Here is a 21470-nt window from a genome sequence, read left to right as displayed (position 1 = left end):
CTATCCGCAGCGGGTTGGGCGGGGGCTTCTTGCTGACGCTCATGCAGCCTTGGAAGCGCCGGCCTGTACTTTTTTATGCCAGGTACTGACTTTTACCGATCCAGGAGTTTTGATTTCAAGCGTTCCGTGGAATGACTTGTCGAGACTGTCCAGCATTGTCCGTGCATTCATTCTTCCCACCTGCACGGGACTGATTCCCGAATTGCCTATCAGCAATGCCTTCAACTCTTTCAATCGGCCTTTGATCATCGGAACTGCGCTCAAGTCGGATGAGTGCTTCGGATCTAGTACATCCGGAGAAGCAAAAAACTCCAGGCTGTCGTAGCTGTCACCAAAGGCGCTCCTGAGTGCATTGTCGTCCTCAAGGTCATACTCTGCAAAATGCGTCATGCCCGCTAGAAATCTGCGCTCGTTCACTTCTCCGTTTATGGATAAAAGAAAGAAGGTGAATCCCATATTGCCAGCCTTGGTCCAATCCTTTTCGCTGGTATTGCCACCTTTTCCACCCAACGCCTTCAATTTGCTGTTGACCAGAGAAAAGTTTGACTTGATGTCCATATGTGACGGTGCCGCGCCCTTCGTCGCGAAGTTGTAAGAGTAATGACGCAAGGTAAATTTCAAGTTTTTGGTCTTTTCGAGCACCGCAGGTGGTGCCTTTGTAGTTTTGAACTTGAGCTTGCCTTCGGTTATGTCATTCATCATCGTGTAGGGCTTCACTCTGTCCGTATCGCTGTAATTGTCCTTGTACGATTCAAAAATCTCGATGGCCGTGCGTACCGCCGAATGGGACTTTGATTCCTCGCCTTGCTCGTCAAAAAACGTCAACGGATTATTTCTCACCATTCGGAAAAGATTGATGCCATCTGCCTCCACACCTGCCGGATCCGGATTGCTCCATTTTTGCAACCACGAGATGTAGTAGCGGTAACCGTAGTAATCAAGCCCGCTGGCATCGCGCTCCTTGCCCGAGTAACGCATGTATTTGTAGCTGAATTCACCGTCCTGCCAGGCGCTGGTACCGAAAGGGTGAAACGTTTCGCGGCTGATCATCGCACCGCCATCGGCGGTTTCCAGACTGACCGAACCCAGGTGATCGGCATGTTGGTATCGATACCAATTGTTGAGTCCCGAAGGCGGCGGGCTCTCCCAGTGCTGTACCCGAACGTTGTCGGCAATGATGACCTGCAACCGTTCACCGGTACCGTTGTCGGTGCGCAATTCCAGTCCAGGCAAATAGTGCACATCGGCAATCAGGGTTCGGGCATTGGTTAACAACGAACGAATCTTGCGTGCCCGCTGACTGCTGCCATCGTAGAGGTAGACCTCCTGGTCGTTGAGCCCGGAGGCACGCTCCACCGGGCTGACCGATTGCAGTTGGTTGCGCAAGTTCCAGTTCAGCATCCGCGCCGGTTCCAACTGCTGCAGGTTGCCTCTGCGGTCGTAGGCGGCTTCGATTTGTGCATCGGTGGGCGGCTTGTCTTCGTATGACAGGCTACGGTTGCTGTAACTCGCCGGTTGCAGTTTGCGCCCATGACTTTGCGGGCCGACATGAATCAGGTTGCGCAGGTTGCCGCCGGGATCATATTCGTAAGTCTGCTGATAGTTGCTGATCGCCGAAGGGTCGATGCGCCCCATCGATTGCGGGCCCTGACTGACAGTGCCGGCTTCCCAGCCGAAAGCCATGATCAACTGGTAAAGACTGTCGTAGACAAAGCGGCTGACCGGCTCGATGCGCTGGTTGGCAAAGTAACGGATCGGCAGTGCCTTGTCTTCGATACTCAACACATTCCCCATCCTGTCGTATTCATAACTCAGGTGTTGCAGCACTCGCCCCTGAGCGTCTTCAGATCGAAGGCCTGACAGGCGATCGTCTTCGGCGCGATAAATCCGGGTGGTGTGCACACCGTTGCCGGCGGTTTCCTGCGTGACATTGCCTTGCGCGTTGTAGCGAATGTCAGTAACCAGGATCTGCTCAGGCTCCCCCTTCAACCGCAAGCGGCGCTCGTGCAAGTGGCCATCGACGGTCAGCGCAAATGTATGCCGGTTCTCTCGGGCATCCGTCTGCTCCAGCACATCGCCCAGCGCACCATGGCGCCACCGCGATGTTGCACCGACGCCAGGCTCTAACAATTGCGGGCGATCCGCCTCCTGCTCCGGCCAGTCGGGTGTCAGCGGTTCCTGCGTAAAGTGGCGGGTGTCTTCAGTGCATGAGCCGATGATTGCAAACGCGCTGAACAGCACGCTGCCGGCTGGATGGTCATGACGAATCAGTTGACCGAACTGGTTACGCGACTGATCCCCGCTGCCGGGATGACCGTAGGTCAGGCGCTCGACACAACGCCGAGGCTCGCCCTTTCCCTCTTCGAATATCGCGACGGGGCGCAACAGATTGTCGTGCTCGATCTCGCGCTGCGTCTGACGGCTGTCCCAACTGAACATCGTTTGTGCAGCGAGTCCCTTCAACTCGATTTGGGTACCGGCATCGACACTGTCCGAACGAATCACCGTGGCGTCCAGAGCAAACACCTGCGTCAGATTGGCCGGCGTCAGCGGGTCGCCGGCTTGCGACAGCCAAAGCCGCGGGTCCCAGTGTTTTACCGCACGCCCCGCAGAATCATGCAGGATGCGGTTGATCCGGGACTCTACCGTCCCGCTCTCGATGGCTCGATGATAGTCGACCGTGCGAACCTCTAAGCCGCGCGGCTCGAACACAGACATCCTCGGCGTATTGATATGCAAGCTCATTAACCGTGCATCCTCGCGCGACCGGCGTTCTTTGTAGCTCTGGCATCTGAGCAGGCTCAGCGCTGATCCGGCTACTGTCAGAAATTACAGTCCCGACCAACGGCACTGCGCTCAATCCGTGAATGTCCATTCCCGCGCCCCTTCGGTAGGATGGTCATCACGAGTTCAAGGAGCGTTCGAACATGTTCATCGGCGTCTTGCTGGTCATCACCTGGCTGATCCTGCTGTTGCGCTACCCGGCCAAGGCCTTGCCGGTGTCCATGGCCGCCGCCGTCGGCCTCGGGCTGGTGGCGATGTGGGTGGTGTGGCTGGACAACCGCGAAGTCAAGCAACTGGCGCGCCTGGAACTGCGCATCGTCTATGCCCCCGAACACTGCCCTGCCGACCGCCCGCTGCTGCTCAAGATGAACAACGGCAACGACGTGCCGCTGACCGAACTGCGCTGGCGCATTGCGGCGTACGCGCCGGGCGACACCGTGAATCTGGCCGACAATCAATACGCCGCCCCGCGCTATCGCGGTCCCGGCGAATTGCAGCCCGGCGGCAACTGGGAAGACTGCCTGCCGATGCCGCCGTTGCGTCCTGGTTATCGCCCGCAAACCCTGGAGTTTCGCGCCGAGCGATTGCAGGGTAGTTTCTCCGACTGATCCCCTCTCCCACTCTTTTGCACAAGGAATGCGCCATGCCCGTCGCGTTGATTACCGGTTGTTCCAGCGGCATCGGCCGCGCCCTCGCCGATGCCTTCAAAAGCGCCGGCTACGAGGTCTGGGCCAGTGCGCGCAAGGCTGAAGATGTCGCGGCACTCGCCGCGGCCGGGTTCACGGCCGTGCAGCTCGACGTCAATGACAATGCAGCGCTGGAACAACTCGCCGAGCGGATCAACCAGCAACACGGCGGCCTCGACGTATTGATCAACAACGCCGGTTACGGCGCCATGGGGCCGCTGCTCGATGGCGGTGTTCCGGCCATGCAGCGCCAGTTCGAAACCAACGTGTTTTCGATAGTCGGCGTGACCCGTGCGTTGTTCCCGGTGCTGCGCCGGGCCAAGGGCCTGGTGGTGAATGTCGGTAGTGTTTCCGGGGTGCTGGTCACGCCATTTGCCGGGGCGTATTGCGCGTCGAAAGCGGCAGTGCATGCGTTGAGCGATGCGTTGCGCATGGAGCTGGGGCCGTTCGGGATTCGCGTGCTGGAAGTGCAGCCGGGGGCGATTCAATCGAGCTTCGCCAAGAATGCCGGCTATGAGGCCGAACAACTGATCAACGAACAATCACCGTGGTTTCCGTTGCGTGAAGGCATCCGGGCGCGGGCCAAGGCTTCGCAGGACAAACCAACGCCGGCCAGCGACTTTGCCGCCGAGTTGCTCAAGGCGGTACAGCAGAACAAACCACCACGGCTGATCCGCATCGGCAATGGCAGCCGGGCGTTGCCGTTGCTGGCGACGTTGCTGCCGAAAGGGTTGCTGGAATCGACCTTGATGAAACGCTTCGGCTTGCGCGGGAAACTCTGAGACCGAGTCGGCCCCATCGCGGGCATGCCCGCTCCCACAGGTATTGAGGCGCGCTCAAGATGTTCAGGCGCCGTGATATCTGTGGGAGCGAGCCTGCTCGCGATTTGCAGCGACTCGGTCTGTCAGTTATCCACAGCGTCCTGCTTCACCACCACGGTGCAGGTAATCCCCGCTGCCAGCAGCACCCCTTCCGGCACTTCATCGATGTGAATCCGCACCGGCACCCGTTGCGCCAGCCGCACCCAGTTGAAGGTCGGGTTCACATCGGCAATCAGCTCGCGGCTTTCCGGGTTGTCGCGGTCGTAGATGCCGCGGGAAATGCTCTCCACGTGGCCCTTCAGGACTTCGCCGCTCATCAGCTGCATGTCGGCTTTATCGCCGACCCGCACGTGGGGCAGTTTGGTTTCTTCGAAGAAGCCGTAGACCCAGAACGAGTTCATGTCGACCACGGCCATTTTCGATTCGCCGATGCGCGCGTAATCGCCGCGATGGACGTTGAGGTTGGTCACGTAGCCGTCCACCGCCGCCCGCACTTCGGTACGTTTGAGGTTGAGTTCGGCGGCTTCGAGTTGCGCCTGGGCCTGTTGGTAATCGGCCAGTGCGGAGTCGGCGATGTTGCTGGCGTCGTCGCGGTTTTCCTTGGAGATCACCAATGCGTCCATGTCGGCGCGGCGATGGGCGTTGACCCTGCGCATCTCCCACGTGGCCTTGCGTGAAGCCACCAGCGACTGCGCCTGTTTCACCGCGAGGCGGTAGTGCTCGGGGTCGATCTGCATCAGCAGATCGCCTTTTTTCACCAACTGGTTGTCGCGCACCGGCACGTCGACCACTTCACCGGTGACGTCGGCGGCGACGTTGATGATGTCGGCGCGCACCCGGCCGTCGCGGGTCCACGGGGTGTTCATGTAGTGCTCCCACAACGTGCGGCCGATCCACAACGCCAGGGCCAGCACCAGCAGGGTCGCGAGCAGGCTGAAAAACTTTTTCATCAGAACGTTCTCAACGGTAGACAGTCAGCGCCATGGCGCCGAACAGACAGGTAAACAGACTCAGGCGCAGCAGCGCCGGGTGCCAGAAGAAGCGATACAGATCGAACCCCGAGAGGAACCGGTCCAGCGCCCAGGCCAGTGCCGCAGCGACGAAAAACATCAGGGTCATGGTCGGCATGTACACGCCGTGGAAGGCGATTTCACGAGGCATGGGCAAGTCCTTCGGGCTTGGCGATGGCGTAGGCAGCGAGTGGCGATTGCGGGTCGAGCAACGAGGTGCGGATGAAGTGCAGGTAGCTTTTCACCCGACGCAGGGCCGAGGTATCGAAGTGCGGTGCGAACGGCTCGTCAGTGGCGGCGACCCGACTGATCGCGTGATCGACCGCCACCAGTGCGCGTTCCAGATTGCTCGAATTCGGTTGCAGGAACAGCCGCACCAGCGAGCGCCCCATGACCCGGATTGCCTGGCGCCACGGCTGGGATTCGGCATACGCCGGATGCACTGGCAGGATCGCCTGCTCCTTGCGCAACTCGATGATCGCGTGGCCGACTTCCAGCACCACGAACATCCAGCGCAACAGGTTTTTCTGCACCAGCGGCTGACCGGCCGCCAGACCATAAGCCTGATGCATCAAGTCGCGGGTACGGCTTTCGAAGCTCGACGCCAGGCCCTTGAGTTTGCCGCTGATCGCGTACACTACTTGCCCGCGCAGGTCCTGCTCCAGGCGCTGCCACAACCAGCGGCTGTTCGGCGGCAGAATGATCGCCCCCGCTGCTGCGCAGACCAGCATGCCCATGACCATCGCGATGTAATCGTTGATGAAGGTGTAGGGGTTGTAGATCGTCAGGTTGTCCGGCACCGAACCGGTGCTGAAGAAGATCAACAGACCGAGGCCGACGCCGGCGTATTGCGGCCGCGAAGCGAGGAACGAACCGAGCACGATCACCGGCGCGAGCATCACGCACAACAACGGAAAACCGTCGATCCACGGGAAGATGAAAAACATCTCGACGAAGCCGATCAGCGCCCCGAGGAACGTGCCGCACGCCATCTGGAACGCCATGCGTTTCGGGTTCGGTGTCGCCGCCGACAGGCCAACAGTGGCGGCGGCGATCAGGGTCATGGTCGCGCCACTCGGCCACGCGGTGGCGACCCAGTAACTGCCGAGCACGACCAGAATGAATGCGGCACGAATCCCCGAAGCCGCTGCTGCCCACCAGCTGGTTTGCGGGGTGAACGGTTCGTTCCAGCGCTCGCGTTCGTGGCTGTGATCGGCCAGCGAGGCGTGGGTCTGTGCATAACTGTGCAGGTCATCGACGAAGCGATAAAGCAGCTCGTATGCAGTGTGGAAATCCAGCTGCTCGGCGTCGCTCGGCTCGCTCTCCTGGAAGATCGCCCGCAGGCTGCGCACCCGCGCCGGCAAGCCTTCCTTGTAGGCCGCGAGCGCCAGCACCAGACGCGCCGCATCCGGGCTGGTCAGGGCGCGGCCGCTGAAACCGTCGAGCACTTCGGCCAAGTCCTGCAGACCCGGTTTGATTGCCGCTTCCACATGGTCGGCGCCGTTGCGGCGCAGGCGTTCGAGCAACTGGTGCAAGGCGTTGAAACGGGTGGTGATGCCCATGAATTCGCTGTTCAGGCGACTGAGTCGACCGTTGCGCCGACGCATGTGCGGGTCTTCGAACACGGTCACGCTGCGCAGTCCTTCCAGCCCCACCGCTTCGGCGATGAAACGCACGTTGCTGGCCTCGAACGACTCCGGTTTGCTGCGCCCGCGCAGGCCATCGGTGACGAACAGGGCGAACACACCGAAGCGCTGATACAAGGCGTTGCGCATCGCCGCGCTGGCGGTTTGCGGCAGGATCGCGGCACTGACCAGGGTCGAGCAGAGAATCCCCAGCGAAATTTCCAGCACCCGCCACACCGCCGCCATGAACGCACCGTCAGGATGGGCGAGCGCCGGCAAACCGACCATCGCGGCGGTGTAGCCGGCCAGCACAAAACCGTAGGCGCGGAAGTTGCGGCAGCGGGCGGCGCCGGCCGAGCAGATGCCGACCCAGATCGCCAGCGAACCGAGGAACAATTCGGTGTTCTGGGCGAACAGGGAAATCAGCGTGACCATCATCGCCGACCCGGCCAGGGTGCCGAGGAAGCGATAGAAACTCTTGGCGAACACCTGGCCGCTCTGCGGCTGCATGACGATGAACACGGTGATCATCGCCGTGCGCGGTTGCGGCAGTTCCAGGCGCATTGCCAGCCACAGGGTCAGGAACGCGGCGATCAACACCTTGAAGATATAGACCCAGGTCACGCCGTCGCTGCGCGCCCAGTCGAAGAAACCCCGGCGCCATTCCAGGGAGTAGAGCCAGCGCAAAGGTGCGGGCAAGGGAGTCATTAAGGCTTGCTCAGTGGTCGAGGGCTTGAAGAAGGGCCGGGGTTTTCGGGGCGGCGGTCTGCTCAAAAGTCGGTACGTCTTTACCCGCACCAAGACCGCCACCCAATGCCGTCACCAGTTCCGCATGGGCACTCAAGCGCGCCGCCTGCACCTGCTGCTCGACCTGCTGCTGCTTGAACAGCAGGGTCTGGGCGTTGAGCACGTTGAGGTAATCGGTGAGGCCGCGCTGGTAGGCGATCATCGCGATGTCGTAAGTCTTCTGCGCGGTAGCCACGGATTCGGCGGCGAACGTCTGCTGCTTGTCCATCGACTCGCGGCGGATCAACTGGTCCGAGATGTTCTTCAGCGCATTGACCAGGGTCTGGTTGTAATGCGCGATGGCAATGTCATAACCCGCCGAGGCTTCACCGAGTTCGGCGCGCAGTCGCCCGCCGTCGAAGATCGGCAGCGAGATCGCCGGCCCGACGTTGTAGTTGAGCTTCTTGCCGGTCAGGAACTCCAGCGCCCCACCGCCAGTGGCCATGTAGCCGAGGCTGCCAACCAGATCGACGTTGGGATAGAACCCGGCATGCGCGACTTCTATCCCGCGCGCCTGCGCCGCCACTTGCCAGCGACTGGCGACCACGTCCGGACGCTGGCCGAGCAGTTCGGCGGGCAATGCCGAAGGCAGCTTCAGTGCCGCGCCCAATGACAGGGTCGGACGCTGCAACTGCGCGCCAGCGCCCGGGCCTTTGCCGGCCAATGCCGCGATCTGGTTGCGGCTCAGGGCGATCTCTTCGTCCAGTGCATCCAGTTGCCGATGGGTTTCCGGCAGCGGGGTTTCAGCCTGACTGACCTCGAAGTGCGTACCGATCCCGCCGTTCAGGCGTTTCTGCGCCAGCTCGAGAATCTGCTGTTGCTGCTTGAGCGTCGCCGCCACGATGTCGCGCTGCGCGTAGTGCAGCGACAACTCGATGTAGGCGCGCACGATGTTGTTCTGCAATTCGAGCTGCGCCTGACGCGCCTCGGCAGCGCTCATGTGCGCCAGATCGACGGCCCGCTCGGTGCTGTTGCTTTCACGGCCCCAGAGGTCGAGGGCGTAACTGAAACCCAGCGCGGCGTTGTTGTCCCAGGTGGTGCTGTTGGCCAGCTCACCGGGACCGTAGAACTGGTCGGTCGGCCAGTTGTGACGCTTGAGGGTCGACTCGCCATTGATCTGCAACGACTCGGCGGCTTCGGCGACACCGGCCATGGACCGGGCCTGACGCACTCGCGCGGCAGCCATGGCCATGGTCGGGCTGCCTTGCACGGCAAGGTCGATCCAATGATTGAGTTGCAGGTCGCCATAGGCTTGCCACCATTGGGCGGTGGGCCAGTTTGCGTCACGGGCGGCGTGGGCGATGGCCTCGTCGGTGGCCAGTTCATTGGCCTCCAGAGCCTTGCCCTGCGGGGCAATCCCTCCGGTTCCAATGCAGCCGCCGAGACCTAACGAAAGAGCCAGAACACTGAGCGGCAAAAGCGCTCTGTTGATGCGACGCGGCACTGCTGCGAATTCCTGAGGTGGGAGATGTTTCGAGGTGGGCGCAATTCTAGGGGGGCGCCATTACGGCGATAAGCTGGGAATCCTGTGAATCTTTGTTACCGTTAACGAGATAATCCCTTGGTCGGGGGTCTCAGCCCCTGAAACTTCGTGTCACAATTTGCCATCTCCCTTGAGAGCACCCCATGGACACTTTGCAAAACATGCGCGCCTTCAGTTGTGTGGCCGAAGCCGGCAGCTTCACCGCCGCCGCCGTGCAACTCGACACCACCACCGCCAACGTCTCGCGCGCGGTCTCCAACCTTGAGGCCCACCTGCAAACCCGCCTGCTCAACCGCACGACACGCCGCATCGCGCTCACCGAAGCCGGCAAGCGCTACCTGCTGCGCTGCGAGCAGATCCTCGCCTACGTCGAAGAGGCCGAAGCCGAAGCCAGCGAAGCCCACGCCCGCCCGGCCGGACAGTTGAAAGTGCACACCATGACCGGCATCGGCCAGCACTTCGTGATCGACGCCATCGCCCGCTACCGCAAGACCCACCCGGACGTGACCTTCGACCTGACCATGGCCAACCGCGTGCCGGACCTGCTCGACGAAGGCTACGACGTGTCCATCGTCCTGGCCCGCGAACTGCCGGACTCGGGCTTCGTCTCGCAACGCCTGGGCATAACCTACAGCATCGTCTGCGCCTCCCCGGCCTACGTGAAAGCCAACGGCTGCGCACAAAAACCCAGCGACCTGCTGAACCACGCCTGCCTGCGCCTGGTGAGCCCGGTGATCCCCCTGGAAAAATGGGCCTTCGACGGCCCTGATGGCCAGGAAATGGTCACCATCAACAGCTCCCCCTTCCTGGTGAACTCCGCCGACGCGATGAAAAGCGCGATCACCAGTGGGATGGGCGTCGGCGTGTTGCCGGTGTACGCCGCGATTGAAGGCTTGCGCAACGGCTCGCTGATGCGGGTGATGCCGAATTACCGCTCGCAGGAACTGAACCTGTACGCGATCTACCCGTCGCGGCAGTATCTGGATGCGAAGATCAAGACCTGGGTTGAATACCTGCGTGGGTCGTTGCCGGAGATATTGGCGGGGCATCAGGCCGAGTTGGCGGCTTATGAGATGAGTGGGAGTCTGGCGGGAGTCAGGGTGGCAAATTGAAGTGATGCAACGGCTTACAAGCAAAAGATTGCCTGAACGAATTTGACAATAGCCAAGCAATCTAAGGTTTGAAGGCTCACCTGTCAGATCTGACAGTAGACCGCTGTTGCTCGAGAGAGAAGACTTGCCTGGCACATCAACTTTTTCCTTGAGGGATCAGAGTATGACCAAGCAAATACCCGAGTCAGGCAGTGGCACTGTGACCGCCACCATTGGCAATGGCTACGCCTACCCAAACTATTCAGGAACTCCCCGTTTTTTTGCCCATGGCAACAAAAAAGTTGTTCTGCACAGCGTCCAGGCGGTCGATAAGTTGGGAACCCAAACCGGCTTGAATCTGACTTTGCAAGATGACCTCAAGCCGGGAATGTACTTGTTCGGGAGCGCTGGCAGCCCGGAACCACCTGTTGTCTGGAATCGCACCGATGTCGATCAAGACAATGACTGGAGGGGATTGACTTACCTTTCAGACCCCTCGTCTGGCCACATCGATATAACTGAATTCAGTTTGACCTCGGGGATTCTCAAGGCGACTTTTGCTATTGAGTTCAAAGCCTATGAAGGTCAGCCAGTGTATACGGCAAGTGGAGAAATTAATGTGGCCGGACTGGTAGAAGACAAATAACGCTGCAGACAAAACTGGCGTCAGATAACACTGACACCAGAAACTCAAAGCACGCATTGAATAGAGTCAGATGTTGCATCCAAACCCCAACAACCTCCAAATGACCACTCAACACAATGAGCGTTAGCTCAAGTAGCGCTCTTGACGTGCCGGCCCCATCGGCCGGCTGAGTGGAGGGATTCATCCGGGGGTGGGCGCGCAGCGCCGTTTGGCGAAGCCAAACACATCGAGAGGAGGTGCAGCGAAGCAAACCGTAGGCGATGCACCCGGATGAATCCCGGAACGAAGGAACACCGAGCCAAAGCGAGGTGCCGAACGCCGGGGCCCAGACCTTTGGTTCCTTTGGGGCGTTTGCCAAAGGGACTCGCCGTAAGGGCGAAACCGTCAGCGGCAGCAACCGAAGCAACGGATATTCACCCAAAACCCCTAGAACCTGGTCGGCCCAAAGGCCGCCAAGACAACCCAAAACAGAAATGTTAGCTTGCTTGGCATCACACCAGCCGCCAAGCCCGAGCCAAATGCCAATGAAAAAAACAGTCCTGGCCTTCAGCCGCATCACCCCGCCCATGATCGAACGCCTGCAACAGGACTTCGACGTCATCGTCCCCAACCCGAAGAACGGCGATATCAACGCCCAGTTCAACGAAGCCCTGCCCCACGCCCACGGCCTGATCGGCGTCGGTCGCAAACTCGGCAAGGCCCAACTGGAAAACGCCGCAAAACTTGAAGTCGTCTCCAGCGTCTCCGTCGGCTACGACAACTACGACCTCGCCTACTTCAACGAACGCGGGATCATGCTCACCAACACCCCGGACGTCCTCACCGAAAGCACCGCTGACCTGGCCTTCGCCCTGATCATGAGTAGCGCCCGCCGCGTGGCCGAACTGGACGCCTGGACCAAGGCCGGCCAATGGCAGGCCAGCGTCGGCGCACCACTGTTCGGTTGCGACGTACACGGCAAGACCCTGGGCATCGTCGGCATGGGCAACATCGGCGCCGCCGTCGCCCGCCGCGGACGCTTCGGCTTCAACATGCCGATTCTCTACAGCGGCAACAGCCGCAAGACCGAACTGGAACAGGAACTCGGTGCACAGTTCCGCAGCCTTGACCAACTGCTGGTCGAAGCCGATTTCGTCTGCCTGGTAGTACCGCTCAGCGAAAAGACCCGCCACCTGATCAGCCACCGCGAACTGGCACTGATGAAGCCGGACGCCATTCTGGTGAACATCTCCCGTGGCCCGGTGGTCGATGAGCCGGCCCTGATCGAAGCGTTGCAGAACAACCGTATTCGCGGCGCCGGCCTCGACGTCTACGAAAAAGAACCGCTGAGCGAATCTCCGCTGTTTCAGCTGAAAAACGCCGTGACTTTGCCGCACATCGGCTCGGCTACGAATGAAACCCGCGAAGCCATGGCCAACCGTGCGCTGGCCAACTTGCGCAGCGCCCTGCTCGGCGAGCGCCCGCAGGATCTGGTCAATCCGCAAGTCTGGAAAGACTGAATACAACTAAGGCTGGACACAAGTTTGTCCAGCCTTAGTTGTTTATATAAGCGACCCAACAAGCAAATTAATTGCGACACATTCAAAAGCTACACAAATTGAAAATGACTCTTTGCCCGTTTATCTTCCGCGAGCTATAGAATCCCGTCACAACCTGCCAAGAGACAGGTTTAATTGACGGAGAAAACAAATGACGAATCTGACAACAGCTCAATTGATTCGAAGAAGCAAAGTAGCAATAGTTCTCATGGTGGGTGTTTTGGGCACACTGATCGTTTACAGCAATGCAACCGACTACAACTCCAACTATATCTACCTTGGCCATATCCTCAGCATGGACACGACAGGCAGTCATTTGACATATCGCTCCATCAACTCGGAAATCATGCATCACCGGATCTACTGGATGATCATGACACTCGAGACGATTTTTACTTCTGCCTGCCTGCTAGGTGGCTATCAACTTGCCAAAAACATAAATTCATCGGAACAGCAATTTCACGAAGCCAAGAAATACGCCGTACTGGGTTTTCTGGTAGCACTGTTTGTTTATTATTTCTGCCTGCAAGTCGTAGGCAATGAATGGTTCGACATGGACCAGTCAAAAGAATGGAACGCCATGTCCTGGGCACAAAGTATTGTCGACTTTCTGCTCCCGGCACTTATATTCCTGGTCATGAAAATCGACAATTGAGTATTCAATGTGCGGGTTTAGCGATCATTTCAATAACGGGTTTAGGTTTACGAAATACCAACACATTGCCCAGCATCACAAGCACAAGCCCCGCCAGCGCCGGCGCTGTCCATTGATAGCCTTCGGCAAAGGCCGATACGTTCAGCGCCACCACCGGGAACAGCACTGTGCAATAAGCCGCGCGCTCCGGCCCCATACGGCCGACCAGCGTCAGGTACGCGGTGAAGCCGATCACCGAACCGGGGATGACCAGATACAGCAGCGCGCCGATGTAACGTGACGTCCATTCCATCTCGAACGGAATACCTTTGACCAGGCACCACACCGACAGCATCGCCGCACCGTAAGCCATGCCCCACGCATTGGTGGTCAGCGGCTTGAGGCCGGCCTTCTGTTGCAGGCTCGAGAGCATGTTGCCCGCCGAAAAACACAAGGTGCCGCAGAGTGCCAGGCCAAGTCCGAGCAGGGTTTGCGGACTGGCGTGATGCCCGGCCAGCTCCGGCCAGAACAACAGGCCCAGACCGCCAAGCCCCAGCGCCGCGCCCATCAGCACATTGCGCGCGATGCGTTGACCAAAGAACACCCGTGCATTCAGCGCGTTCCACAACGTTGCAGTGGAAAACACCACCGCCACCAGACCGCTGGGGATCCACTGACTGGCAGTCAGGAAACACATGAAGTTGACGCAGAACAGGCACAACCCCTGCGCCACGCAGATCAGATGCCCGCGCCGGTTCATCGGTTGCAGGCGACGGCTGAGCAGCAACAACGCAAACAACACCAGCGCCGCAAGACCGAAGCGATAAACGATCGACACCGGAATCGCCACCACGCCCAGTTGCCATTTCAAGGCGATCCAGGTGGTGCCCCAGATCAGCACGGTCAACAAATACAACGACAGGTTCATGACAGACACTCCTTGATTGGTTTTCAGTGTCCGCCTGCACCCTCGGCCCTCGCTTGCATAAACTTGCGCTTTTGTCGGCGCGCAGGCTGGCAGCGCGAAATCTACGGAGTAGGATGCAAGGCGTTGAAGAGAACCGATCATGGCCGCCATCGATACCCTGCAAGTCTTCCAAGCCCTCAACAATTCGCCCAATGCACGCCTTGTGCACAGCGCCGAGTTGGGTGACGGCCTGTCTGCAGCTTTGTGGACCAATCACCATGACGCCCAGGAATACGAAGCGCCGAGCCATCACACCCTCTCCTGCTACATCGCCGGCGGCACCGGCACCTTCCGCCGTGGCGAACCCGGCCACAAGGGCGGCCCGGACAAGTTGTGCATCCTGCCGGCCGACCACGAATCAGGCTGGGTCATCAACGGTGATATTCGTCTGGCCCACCTGTATTTCAGCGCCGAACAATTTGCCTTGGGTTGCGTCACGCTGCTGGATCGCGAGCCTCGGGAAATGCAGCTGCGCGAACAGACCTTTCTGGAAGACCCGCAACAGGCCCAACGGTTTCGCCAGCTACTGACCTTGAACTGGGACGAGCCTGCCGAGCGCTTGCTGACCAGCAGCTTGGCCCACGAATTGATCAGCCATACCCTGTTGAGCCAGGTCGGCGTGCGTCAGGGCTTGCGTCTGAAAGGTGGATTGGCACCGCACCAGCGCCGGCAACTGGTGGAGTTCATCGACAGCCAATTGGCCGAGCCGATCAGCCTCGGGCAACTGGCCGGGTTGTGTGCGTTGTCGGAATACCACTTTGCGCGGATGTTCCGGGTGAGCTTCGGTCTGCCGCCGCATCAATATGTGCTGGCACGGCGTTTGAGCCGGGCGCGGGAATTGTTGCGGGGCACGGCGTTGCCGTTGGGGGAGATTGCCCTGGCGTGCGGATTTGCCAGTGCCAGCCACTTCACCAACCGCTTTCGCCAAGTGCTGGGGGGAACGCCCGGCGAGTATCGCCAGGCGTTTTTACGCTGATCAGAACTCCAGCGTGCTCGACAACGAAATCTGCCGCGAATCGCCCATCGACACGAAGAACCGGCTCGCCGCCGAGGTGTAGTAAGTGCGGTCGAACAGGTTCTTCACGTTGAGCTGGAACTTGACCTTCTGCCCTTCAACCTTGGTGTCGTAAGTGGCAAACGCATCGGCCACGGTGTAGCTCGGCAGATCGAAATCATTCACCGCGTTACCCGCTCGTTCACCGACATACCGCGCGCCGGCGCCGACCCGAAGTTGATCGCCGCCGACCACGCTGCCGAAGTCGTAGACCGCCGACAACGAGCCGGTATTCTTCGCCACGTTCTGCAGCTTGTTGCCTTTGTAGTCCGGATCTTCCGTGACCTCGGCGTCGGTGTAGGCGTAGCTGCCGATCATGCTCCAGCGGTCGCTGAGCTGGCCGGTCAGATCGACTTCCAGACCACGGGAACGCACTTCGCCGGCGGCGCTGTAGATCGTGGTCGGGCCTTCGGCGTTGGCCACCAGCACGTTGCGTTTCTTGATGTCGAACAGCGCGATGTTGCCGGTAACACGCCCCGGAATGTCGAGGCGTGCGCCCAGCTCCCAGGACTTGGCCTCTTCCGGCGCGATGCTGCCGTCGAGCACGGTGCTGCTGCCGCTGAGCGGGGCGATGGTCGAGTTGGGTTTGAACGATTCGGTGTAGCTGCCGTAGAACGACAACGCGTCGGTGTAGCGATACACCAGACCGGCGCGCGGTACCCACTTCTGGCCGTTGCTGTCGGTGTTGGCCTTGAACGGTACGCCTTTGCCGGCGTACTGGTCGTACTCCTGGAACCGCCCGCCGGCCACCAGAATCCACTGGTCATTGAGGTGGATCGAGTCCTGCAGGAATACCGAATCGCTGCGCAGTTCGTCGGTCTGCGCACTATCGGCGGCGCTGACCGTGGTGCCTTCGACTTCGCGGCCGTAGACCGGGTTGACGTAGCTGAAGGTGCTCAGGCTTTTCTGGCGGATCAGGTCGGCGCGGTAGATCTTGCGGTACTCGTCGTCGACGCCGAACACCACATCATGCTGCATGCCCAGCACGTTGACCTTGCCTTCGAGGCTGGCGGTGGTGAAACGGTCGGTGCTGATCGCGCCCTGGGTGCCGTCCATGCTGCGGGTCAGGGTGCCTTTTTTGGTGTCGATCGCGGTTACGCGGACCTGGCTGGCATCGTAGGTTTCGCGGTTCCAGCTGTAGCCGAAATGGGCTTTCCAGTCATCGTTGAGTTCATGGTCGGCCTCGAAGTGATAGAGGTCCGAGCGCCCTTCCATGTCGTTGAATTTCTCGTCGAGACGCTCGTTGCGCGAGATGTCCAGCGGATGGTTGGTGCGAGGATCGATCAGGGTTCCACGATCGAATGGGGTCAGGAATTCGCGATGCTCGTAAGCGAACAGCAGCTTGGTGCGCTCGCCATACCAGGCCAGCGACGGCGCGATCAGGGTTTCGCGATGAGTGCCGAAGTTGCGCCAGTAATCTTCGTCTTCGTGGTCCAGCACCATGCGATACGCGAGGCCGGAATCCCCCAGCGCACCGGTGCTGTCGAACGAGCCGCCGCTGCCATTCTTGCCGTCGCCGTAAGTCGAACCGCGCAGGGTCAGCGCGTTGTACTGGGTCAGTTCGGGCTTCTTGCTGACCATGTTGACCACGCCACCCGGGTCCTGAATCCCGTACAACAGCGAGGCCGGGCCTTTGAGCACTTCGACACGATCCACGGTCGCGTTCATGCCACGGCCCTGCACCACCGGCATGCCGTCACGCATGATGGAGCCGTTGCGGTTGTCGCCGAAGCCGCGGGTCATCACCGAATCCTGGGTGCTGCCCAAGGTGTTGCCCTGGGTAATGCCGCTGACGTTGGCCAATGCGTCATCGAGATTACGCGGTGCCTGATCGCGAATGACCTGGGCCGGAATCACGTTGACGGTCTGGGGGATTTCCTGAAGCGAAGCGGAGGAGCGCATCACCGAACTGGTTTCCGGTGGCTGGTAACTCATCGGCTGGTTGACCACCGAAGTGATGGTGGTCGCGCCGAGGTTCAGAGCGCCTGCAGTCGGTTGCGGTTCTAGCGCCAGGGTGTGGCTGTCGGTGCGGCGGAAGGTCAGGCCGGAGCCGGTGAGCAGACGTTGCAGCGCTTGCTCGGCACTCATCTGGCCGTTGATCGCAGGTGCGGTCAGGCCGTAAGGCGCTTCATCGGTGTAGACCACGCTCTGCCCGGTGACGCGGCTGAAGTCGCTCAGGGCCTGAGGCAACGGCTTGGCGGCCAGGGAAAAACTGAACTGCTTTTGTGGCTGACTGCTGACGGATTCAGCGGCCAGCGCCACGCTCATCGGCAACAGGGCCAATGCCGAAAAACTCAAGGCCGAAACGCCTAACCACTGTTTGACCGAACCCGATTTTGCCCTGGACTTCATTGCTCATGACCTGTGTAGAACCGCAACGGATGCGAATGACTCGCAGTTTCAGTCACTACACGGATGGCGTCCGGGTTTACCTCACCACAAAGTTGAAAATATTTTCAGCGCAGGATGATCAGTTTGCCCAAGACCTGATGCTGCTCGAATCCCAACACCCCTTGCAGGGAATTCAACACCGCTTGCAGATCCTTGCTCGGAAAGCTGCCACTGACCTTGCGCGCGCCCAGTTCGTCGTTGAGCAACACGATCCGTCCCGGGTAATAACGCCGCAGATCCTGCACCACATCGGCCAGTGTCGACTTGTAGTAAGTCAGCCAGCCCTGGCGCCACGCCAGTTGCGCTTCGCTGTCCACGGCATGCAGTTTTTCCGCAGTGCCTGCGCCGTACGCCACTTGCTGGCCGGCGGTGAGAATCTGCTGCTTGGCATCACGCGCCGCCGTCACGCCAACGCGCCCGGACAACACGGTGACTTGTGCGCCATGAGGTTGCAGGCGCACTTCGAACTGAGTGCCGAGCACCCGCGCCTGCCCCTTCTCGGCCTCGACCACAAAAGGATCGCCCGTGTGAGTCACGCTGAAAAATCCGGCGCCTCGGCGCAATTGCACATGTCGCTCGCCGTGACTGAAATCCACGGCGATGGCGCTGTCGGCGTCCAGCGTCACCTGCGACTGATCGGCAAGTGTCACGGTGCGGATCTCGCCCGGGGCCGACACGTAATCGGCGCCCAGATCATCGATCCAGCGCTGCGGCTGCCAACCACTGCCGAGGCTGATCATCAACAACAGGCAGGCCGCCATCGCCAGCGCGCCGGCCCAACGCCGGATCTGTGGACGACGCGGCCGGTCCATCGCATTGAGCAATCCCTGCAACGCCAGCGCGTCTTCGTCGGCCAAGGTGCGCGCCGGCCCTTCGCTCAATTCCCACACCACTTGCGCCTGGGCGTAGGCCTCGGCGTGGGCCGGGTCAGCGTGCAGCCATTGACTGAACGTCAGTTGATCACCGGTGCTCGGGCGGTCGTGCAGCAGGCTCAGCCAGGCGAAAGCGGCCTGTTCCTGAGCGGGCGTCGGGATGACGCGGTCGGTGTTGTTCACGGTGCTTTCCCTGGCAGGCGTGGCGCGGGTTCGCGCAGGCTGGCCTTGCAGGCCTCGAGGGCGCGCATCATATGTTTTTCCACGGCGCTTTGGGACAGGCCCATGGCTTTGGCGATCTCGGCGTACTTGCGCCCGTGGATGCGATTGAGCAAAAAAATCTGCCGTGTGCGCTCGGGCAGCGCTCGCAACGCCGCTTCGACATGGCGCAAATCGTTGCCCGCTTCGAGCGCCGCCTGCGGTTCGCTGGCGCTGCTGTCCGGCTCGTCCGGTTGCCAGCCTTCGTTGACCCGCACCCGCGCGCCTTCGCTGCGCAAATGATCGATGGCGATATTGCCGGCGCAGCGCAACAGATAAGTGCTGAGTTCTTCGACCTGCACCAGCGGCCGACGCCAGAACCGCAGGAACAGATCCTGCACCAGATCCGCCGCCGTCGCCCGGCAACCGACGCGCCGGCTCACCAGCGCTTCCATCTGCGAACGCTGGGACAGGAACACCTGAAGAAAATGCGCACGGGCGCCATGGGGTTCGCCGTCGCGATGCTCGGGAGGATGGCCGATCAACATGTCAGTTCAAGGCCCACGCAGCGACCGGACTGGCGAGCAGGCTCAGTCCGGCCATGGTCAATGCCAGGCGTGGGCGATAGGGCAACAGCAGCACCAGAGTCAGCGCGCTGAGCATCAACACCGCGCACCAGTCGACCAGGCCGAAGCTCCAGCCTTTCATGGAAACCGCCGCCCAGAGCGACAGCCCCAGCAACAGCCAGCCTGCGAGTTTCAGACCCTGCCGACGGCGAGCCGAAGGTTTGTGGCCCAGCAGTTCCTCGTGATGCCGAGGCATCGCCAGGCACAGAGCCGTGAATGCGGAATAGCAGAGCAATAGCGCCAGCAGCATTCAGTTCGTCCCTTGCTCAAGGGTGATCGGCCGGGCCTTTTCGCGGGCTGGTTTTTTCACGTTGACGGTGAGCCCGGCGCGCTGCATTTTCCGGGCGGCCCAGGCGAGGAATAGGCCGCTACCCAGACACGTCAAGTCGAAACCGGCCAGGGCCCAGTCGCCTTCGGGCACTGTCACGCCGAGGTGATACGGGGAGGTCAAACCGTTAAGAAGCGGCACTGCGACAAACAGTGCAGCCCCCAGCGACAACTGTTCGACCCAGGCTTTGCGTCCCGGCCGCAACATGGCGTGCACCACGCTCAAGCCCCAAGCGATGAAAAACGCGTTCACTTCCCAGTCGTCACGTCCTGCCAGACTCACCGGCAGCAGACGATTGGCCCAGAAGAACACGGCGACCGCTGCCACCAGTCCGGCCATGCTGGCAATGTTCAGCACTTCAACCAGCCGCAATTCGAAAGGCATCACACCGGTCTTGGCGTGTTTGAGCTGACGCTTGCCGAGCCAGATCACCAGCCCGGTGCCGATCATCGCCGTGCCCGCCAGACCGCAGATGAAATACAGCCAACGCAGCACCGGCCCGGCAAAGTGGCCCATGTGCAAACCGTAGAAACTGCCAGCAACCGCCATCGCCATAGGCTGATCGGGCGTTGTACCGATGACTTGCCCGCTGACACCGCTGAAGGTCAGGGCGCTGTCGGAATTCACCACACGGTCGGAGCCCGCGCGGGACATCACCACCGAGGCGTTGGCGTCGCCCGGATTGTTCACGCTGATACGCCCGACGCGCCCGCCCGACCATTGCTCGCTGGCCGCCAGCAACAGGGGCGCCAGCGGTGCCAGTGTCGCCGGTTGATTGGCACGTTCAGGAATGCTGGATTCGGGAAAAACCTCGTCGTAAAACGCCCGGACGTTGTTGCCGTACGAAGCCAGAATGCTCGCCGGCATCACCATCGACATGAAGATCACCAGGCTGCTGTAGGTGATCATCAGATGAAACGGCAGCACCAGCACACCCACCGCGTTATGCCCGTCGAGCCACGAACGCTGGCCCTTGCGCGGGCGGAAGGTGAAGAAGTCCTTGAAGATTTTCTTGTGGGTGATGATCCCGGTGATCAGCGCGACGAACATCACCATCGCGGCAAGGGTCGAGAGCCAGCGGCCCCACGGATAAGGCATTTGCAGCTGGAAATGGAAGCGGTAAAAAAACTCGCCGCCCATGCTTTTCCGGGGCTGCGCTTCGGCACCGGTTTGCGCATCGAGGGTCTTGCGGGTGAATGCGCCGCGCTCGCCCGGATTGGCTGGCGTCTGCTGCCAGCCCACGCTCAGACCGGGATCGCGGGCGTCGGGCAGGCCAATGATCCAGCGCGAAGCGTCGGGGGCATTTTGTTGCAGATACTGCTGGGCCAGCGTCAGGCTTTTTTCGGCATTCAATGGATGGGCGTGGATTTCCGGTTGCATCCAGTGAGTGGTTTCATCCTTGAAATAGGCCAGGGTCCCGGTCAGGAAAATCGCGAACAACAGCCAGCCGAAGACCAGCCCGGTCCACGTATGCAGCCAGGCCATCGCCTGACGGAAGCCCTCTTTCATGCCAGCCCCAGACCGCGCGCAGCCCCGGAAACGGTCGCCAGGATCACGCTCGGCACCAGCAAACCGACCCACGCCGACCACGCCGTGCGACAGGCGAAACACCAGAGCACCGCCACCAGATACACCAGAAACGAAACGGTCATGCCGGTCACCACCGCTTCGGCGCGGTTCAGCGGCAGCCACAGGGTCAGCGTGACACTGGCCAAAGCCGCGACCAGATAGCCGCCGAACACCGCCGCGAGCACCCGCGAAGTGACGGCGAGACGATAGGACATGGGAAGAGCGGCGAGTTTGGCTTTCATGTTTCGACCCTGAAACGGTTAACGCCCGGCCAACACGCCGAACGACAGGCGAGCAATATTAATGATAAATATTCTCATACGCAAAAGAGTCTGATTGCCGGCGCGCACTCGCAACCCTA

At 60.6% G+C, this 21470-nt stretch carries 19 protein-coding genes; 7 read left to right on the top strand and 12 right to left on the bottom strand.

From position 1 onward, the window contains the following. Positions 1-39: 39 nt before the first annotated feature. On the bottom strand, positions 40-2745 hold the full coding sequence (locus PMI24_RS20560; RefSeq protein WP_045121827.1) for an RHS repeat domain-containing protein: 2706 nt from the start codon (positions 2743-2745) through the stop codon (positions 40-42). A gap of 182 nt (positions 2746-2927) precedes the next feature. Between PMI24_RS20560 and PMI24_RS20555 the strand changes: the two genes are divergently transcribed. Continuing rightward, positions 2928-3392 carry a hypothetical protein gene (locus tag PMI24_RS20555; protein ID WP_007957299.1) on the top strand — a complete coding sequence of 155 codons (465 nt, stop codon included), beginning with the start codon at positions 2928-2930 and terminating at the stop codon, positions 3390-3392. Between the two features lie 35 nt (positions 3393-3427). Further along, the gene (locus tag PMI24_RS20550) at positions 3428-4252 is read left to right on the top strand and encodes an SDR family oxidoreductase (RefSeq protein ID WP_007957298.1); all 825 of its coding nucleotides are present in this window, start codon (positions 3428-3430) and stop codon (positions 4250-4252) included. 122 nt (positions 4253-4374) lie between these two features. Here PMI24_RS20550 and PMI24_RS20545 read toward each other — a convergent pair whose 3' ends face one another. From PMI24_RS20545 to PMI24_RS20530, 4 genes are read right to left on the bottom strand one after another with little or no spacing between them, the layout of a single operon-like run. Continuing rightward, positions 4375-5241, bottom strand: coding sequence for an efflux RND transporter periplasmic adaptor subunit (locus tag PMI24_RS20545; protein WP_007957297.1), 867 nt, complete (start codon positions 5239-5241; stop codon positions 4375-4377). A gap of 10 nt (positions 5242-5251) precedes the next feature. Then, positions 5252-5452, bottom strand: a complete 201-nt coding sequence (locus PMI24_RS20540; protein ID WP_003221811.1) for a DUF1656 domain-containing protein — start codon at positions 5450-5452, stop codon at positions 5252-5254. Continuing rightward, positions 5442-7634 carry an FUSC family protein gene (locus tag PMI24_RS20535; RefSeq protein ID WP_007957295.1) on the bottom strand — a complete coding sequence of 731 codons (2193 nt, stop codon included), beginning with the start codon at positions 7632-7634 and terminating at the stop codon, positions 5442-5444. The genes PMI24_RS20540 and PMI24_RS20535 overlap by 11 nt, the downstream gene beginning before the upstream one ends. 10 nt (positions 7635-7644) lie before the next feature. Next, positions 7645-9156 carry an efflux transporter outer membrane subunit gene (locus tag PMI24_RS20530; protein ID WP_007957294.1) on the bottom strand — a complete coding sequence of 504 codons (1512 nt, stop codon included), beginning with the start codon at positions 9154-9156 and terminating at the stop codon, positions 7645-7647. 182 nt (positions 9157-9338) lie between these two features. Here PMI24_RS20530 and PMI24_RS20525 point away from each other — a divergent pair, with 182 nt between their 5' ends. The 4 genes from PMI24_RS20525 (at position 9339) to PMI24_RS20510 (ending at position 13125) form a co-directional block, all read left to right on the top strand. Next, on the top strand, positions 9339-10307 hold the full coding sequence (locus tag PMI24_RS20525; protein ID WP_007957293.1) for a LysR family transcriptional regulator: 969 nt from the start codon (positions 9339-9341) through the stop codon (positions 10305-10307). 163 nt (positions 10308-10470) lie between these two features. Continuing rightward, entirely contained in the window at positions 10471-10932 is a 462-nt protein-coding gene (locus PMI24_RS20520) for a hypothetical protein (protein ID WP_007957292.1), read from the top strand. A gap of 524 nt (positions 10933-11456) precedes the next feature. Next, positions 11457-12431: a 2-hydroxyacid dehydrogenase gene (locus PMI24_RS20515; RefSeq protein ID WP_007957291.1), complete on the top strand. Its 975-nt coding sequence runs from the start codon at positions 11457-11459 to the stop codon at positions 12429-12431. Positions 12432-12621: 190 nt separating this feature from the next. Next, positions 12622-13125, top strand: coding sequence for a DUF2165 domain-containing protein (locus PMI24_RS20510; protein WP_007957290.1), 504 nt, complete (start codon positions 12622-12624; stop codon positions 13123-13125). Positions 13126-13129: 4 nt separating this feature from the next. Here PMI24_RS20510 and PMI24_RS20505 read toward each other — a convergent pair whose 3' ends face one another. Next, positions 13130-14032 carry a DMT family transporter gene (locus PMI24_RS20505; protein WP_007957283.1) on the bottom strand — a complete coding sequence of 301 codons (903 nt, stop codon included), beginning with the start codon at positions 14030-14032 and terminating at the stop codon, positions 13130-13132. A 139-nt stretch (positions 14033-14171) separates the two neighbouring features. On the opposite strand from PMI24_RS20505, the gene PMI24_RS20500 reads away from it, so the two are divergent. Next, complete coding sequence (locus PMI24_RS20500) at positions 14172-15047, top strand: AraC family transcriptional regulator (protein WP_007957281.1); 876 nt, start codon at positions 14172-14174, stop codon at positions 15045-15047. Here the strand turns inward: PMI24_RS20500 and PMI24_RS20495 are convergent, their stop codons facing one another. From PMI24_RS20495 to PMI24_RS20470, 6 genes are all read right to left on the bottom strand, one after another. Beyond that, positions 15048-17477: a TonB-dependent siderophore receptor gene (locus PMI24_RS20495; protein ID WP_007957278.1), complete on the bottom strand. Its 2430-nt coding sequence runs from the start codon at positions 17475-17477 to the stop codon at positions 15048-15050. Between the two features lie 104 nt (positions 17478-17581). Further along, positions 17582-18571 carry a FecR family protein gene (locus PMI24_RS20490; RefSeq protein ID WP_007957276.1) on the bottom strand — a complete coding sequence of 330 codons (990 nt, stop codon included), beginning with the start codon at positions 18569-18571 and terminating at the stop codon, positions 17582-17584. Next, the gene (locus PMI24_RS20485; protein WP_007957274.1) at positions 18568-19134 is read right to left on the bottom strand and encodes an RNA polymerase sigma factor; all 567 of its coding nucleotides are present in this window, start codon (positions 19132-19134) and stop codon (positions 18568-18570) included. Before PMI24_RS20485 ends, PMI24_RS20490 begins: the two co-directional genes overlap by 4 nt. Before the next feature lies 1 nt (position 19135). Further along, positions 19136-19462, bottom strand: a complete 327-nt coding sequence (locus tag PMI24_RS20480) for a DUF3325 domain-containing protein (protein WP_007957271.1) — start codon at positions 19460-19462, stop codon at positions 19136-19138. Next, on the bottom strand, positions 19463-21049 hold the full coding sequence (locus tag PMI24_RS20475; protein WP_007957269.1) for a PepSY-associated TM helix domain-containing protein: 1587 nt from the start codon (positions 21047-21049) through the stop codon (positions 19463-19465). Further along, complete coding sequence (locus PMI24_RS20470) at positions 21046-21351, bottom strand: DUF3649 domain-containing protein (RefSeq protein ID WP_007957267.1); 306 nt, start codon at positions 21349-21351, stop codon at positions 21046-21048. The genes PMI24_RS20475 and PMI24_RS20470 overlap by 4 nt, the downstream gene beginning before the upstream one ends. Positions 21352-21470: the final 119 nt, after the last annotated feature.

Source organism: Pseudomonas sp. GM25 (assembly GCF_000282255.1).
Lineage (GTDB): Bacteria > Pseudomonadota > Gammaproteobacteria > Pseudomonadales > Pseudomonadaceae > Aquipseudomonas > Aquipseudomonas aphyarum.
This window is presented reverse-complemented; position numbering and strand designations above follow the sequence as displayed.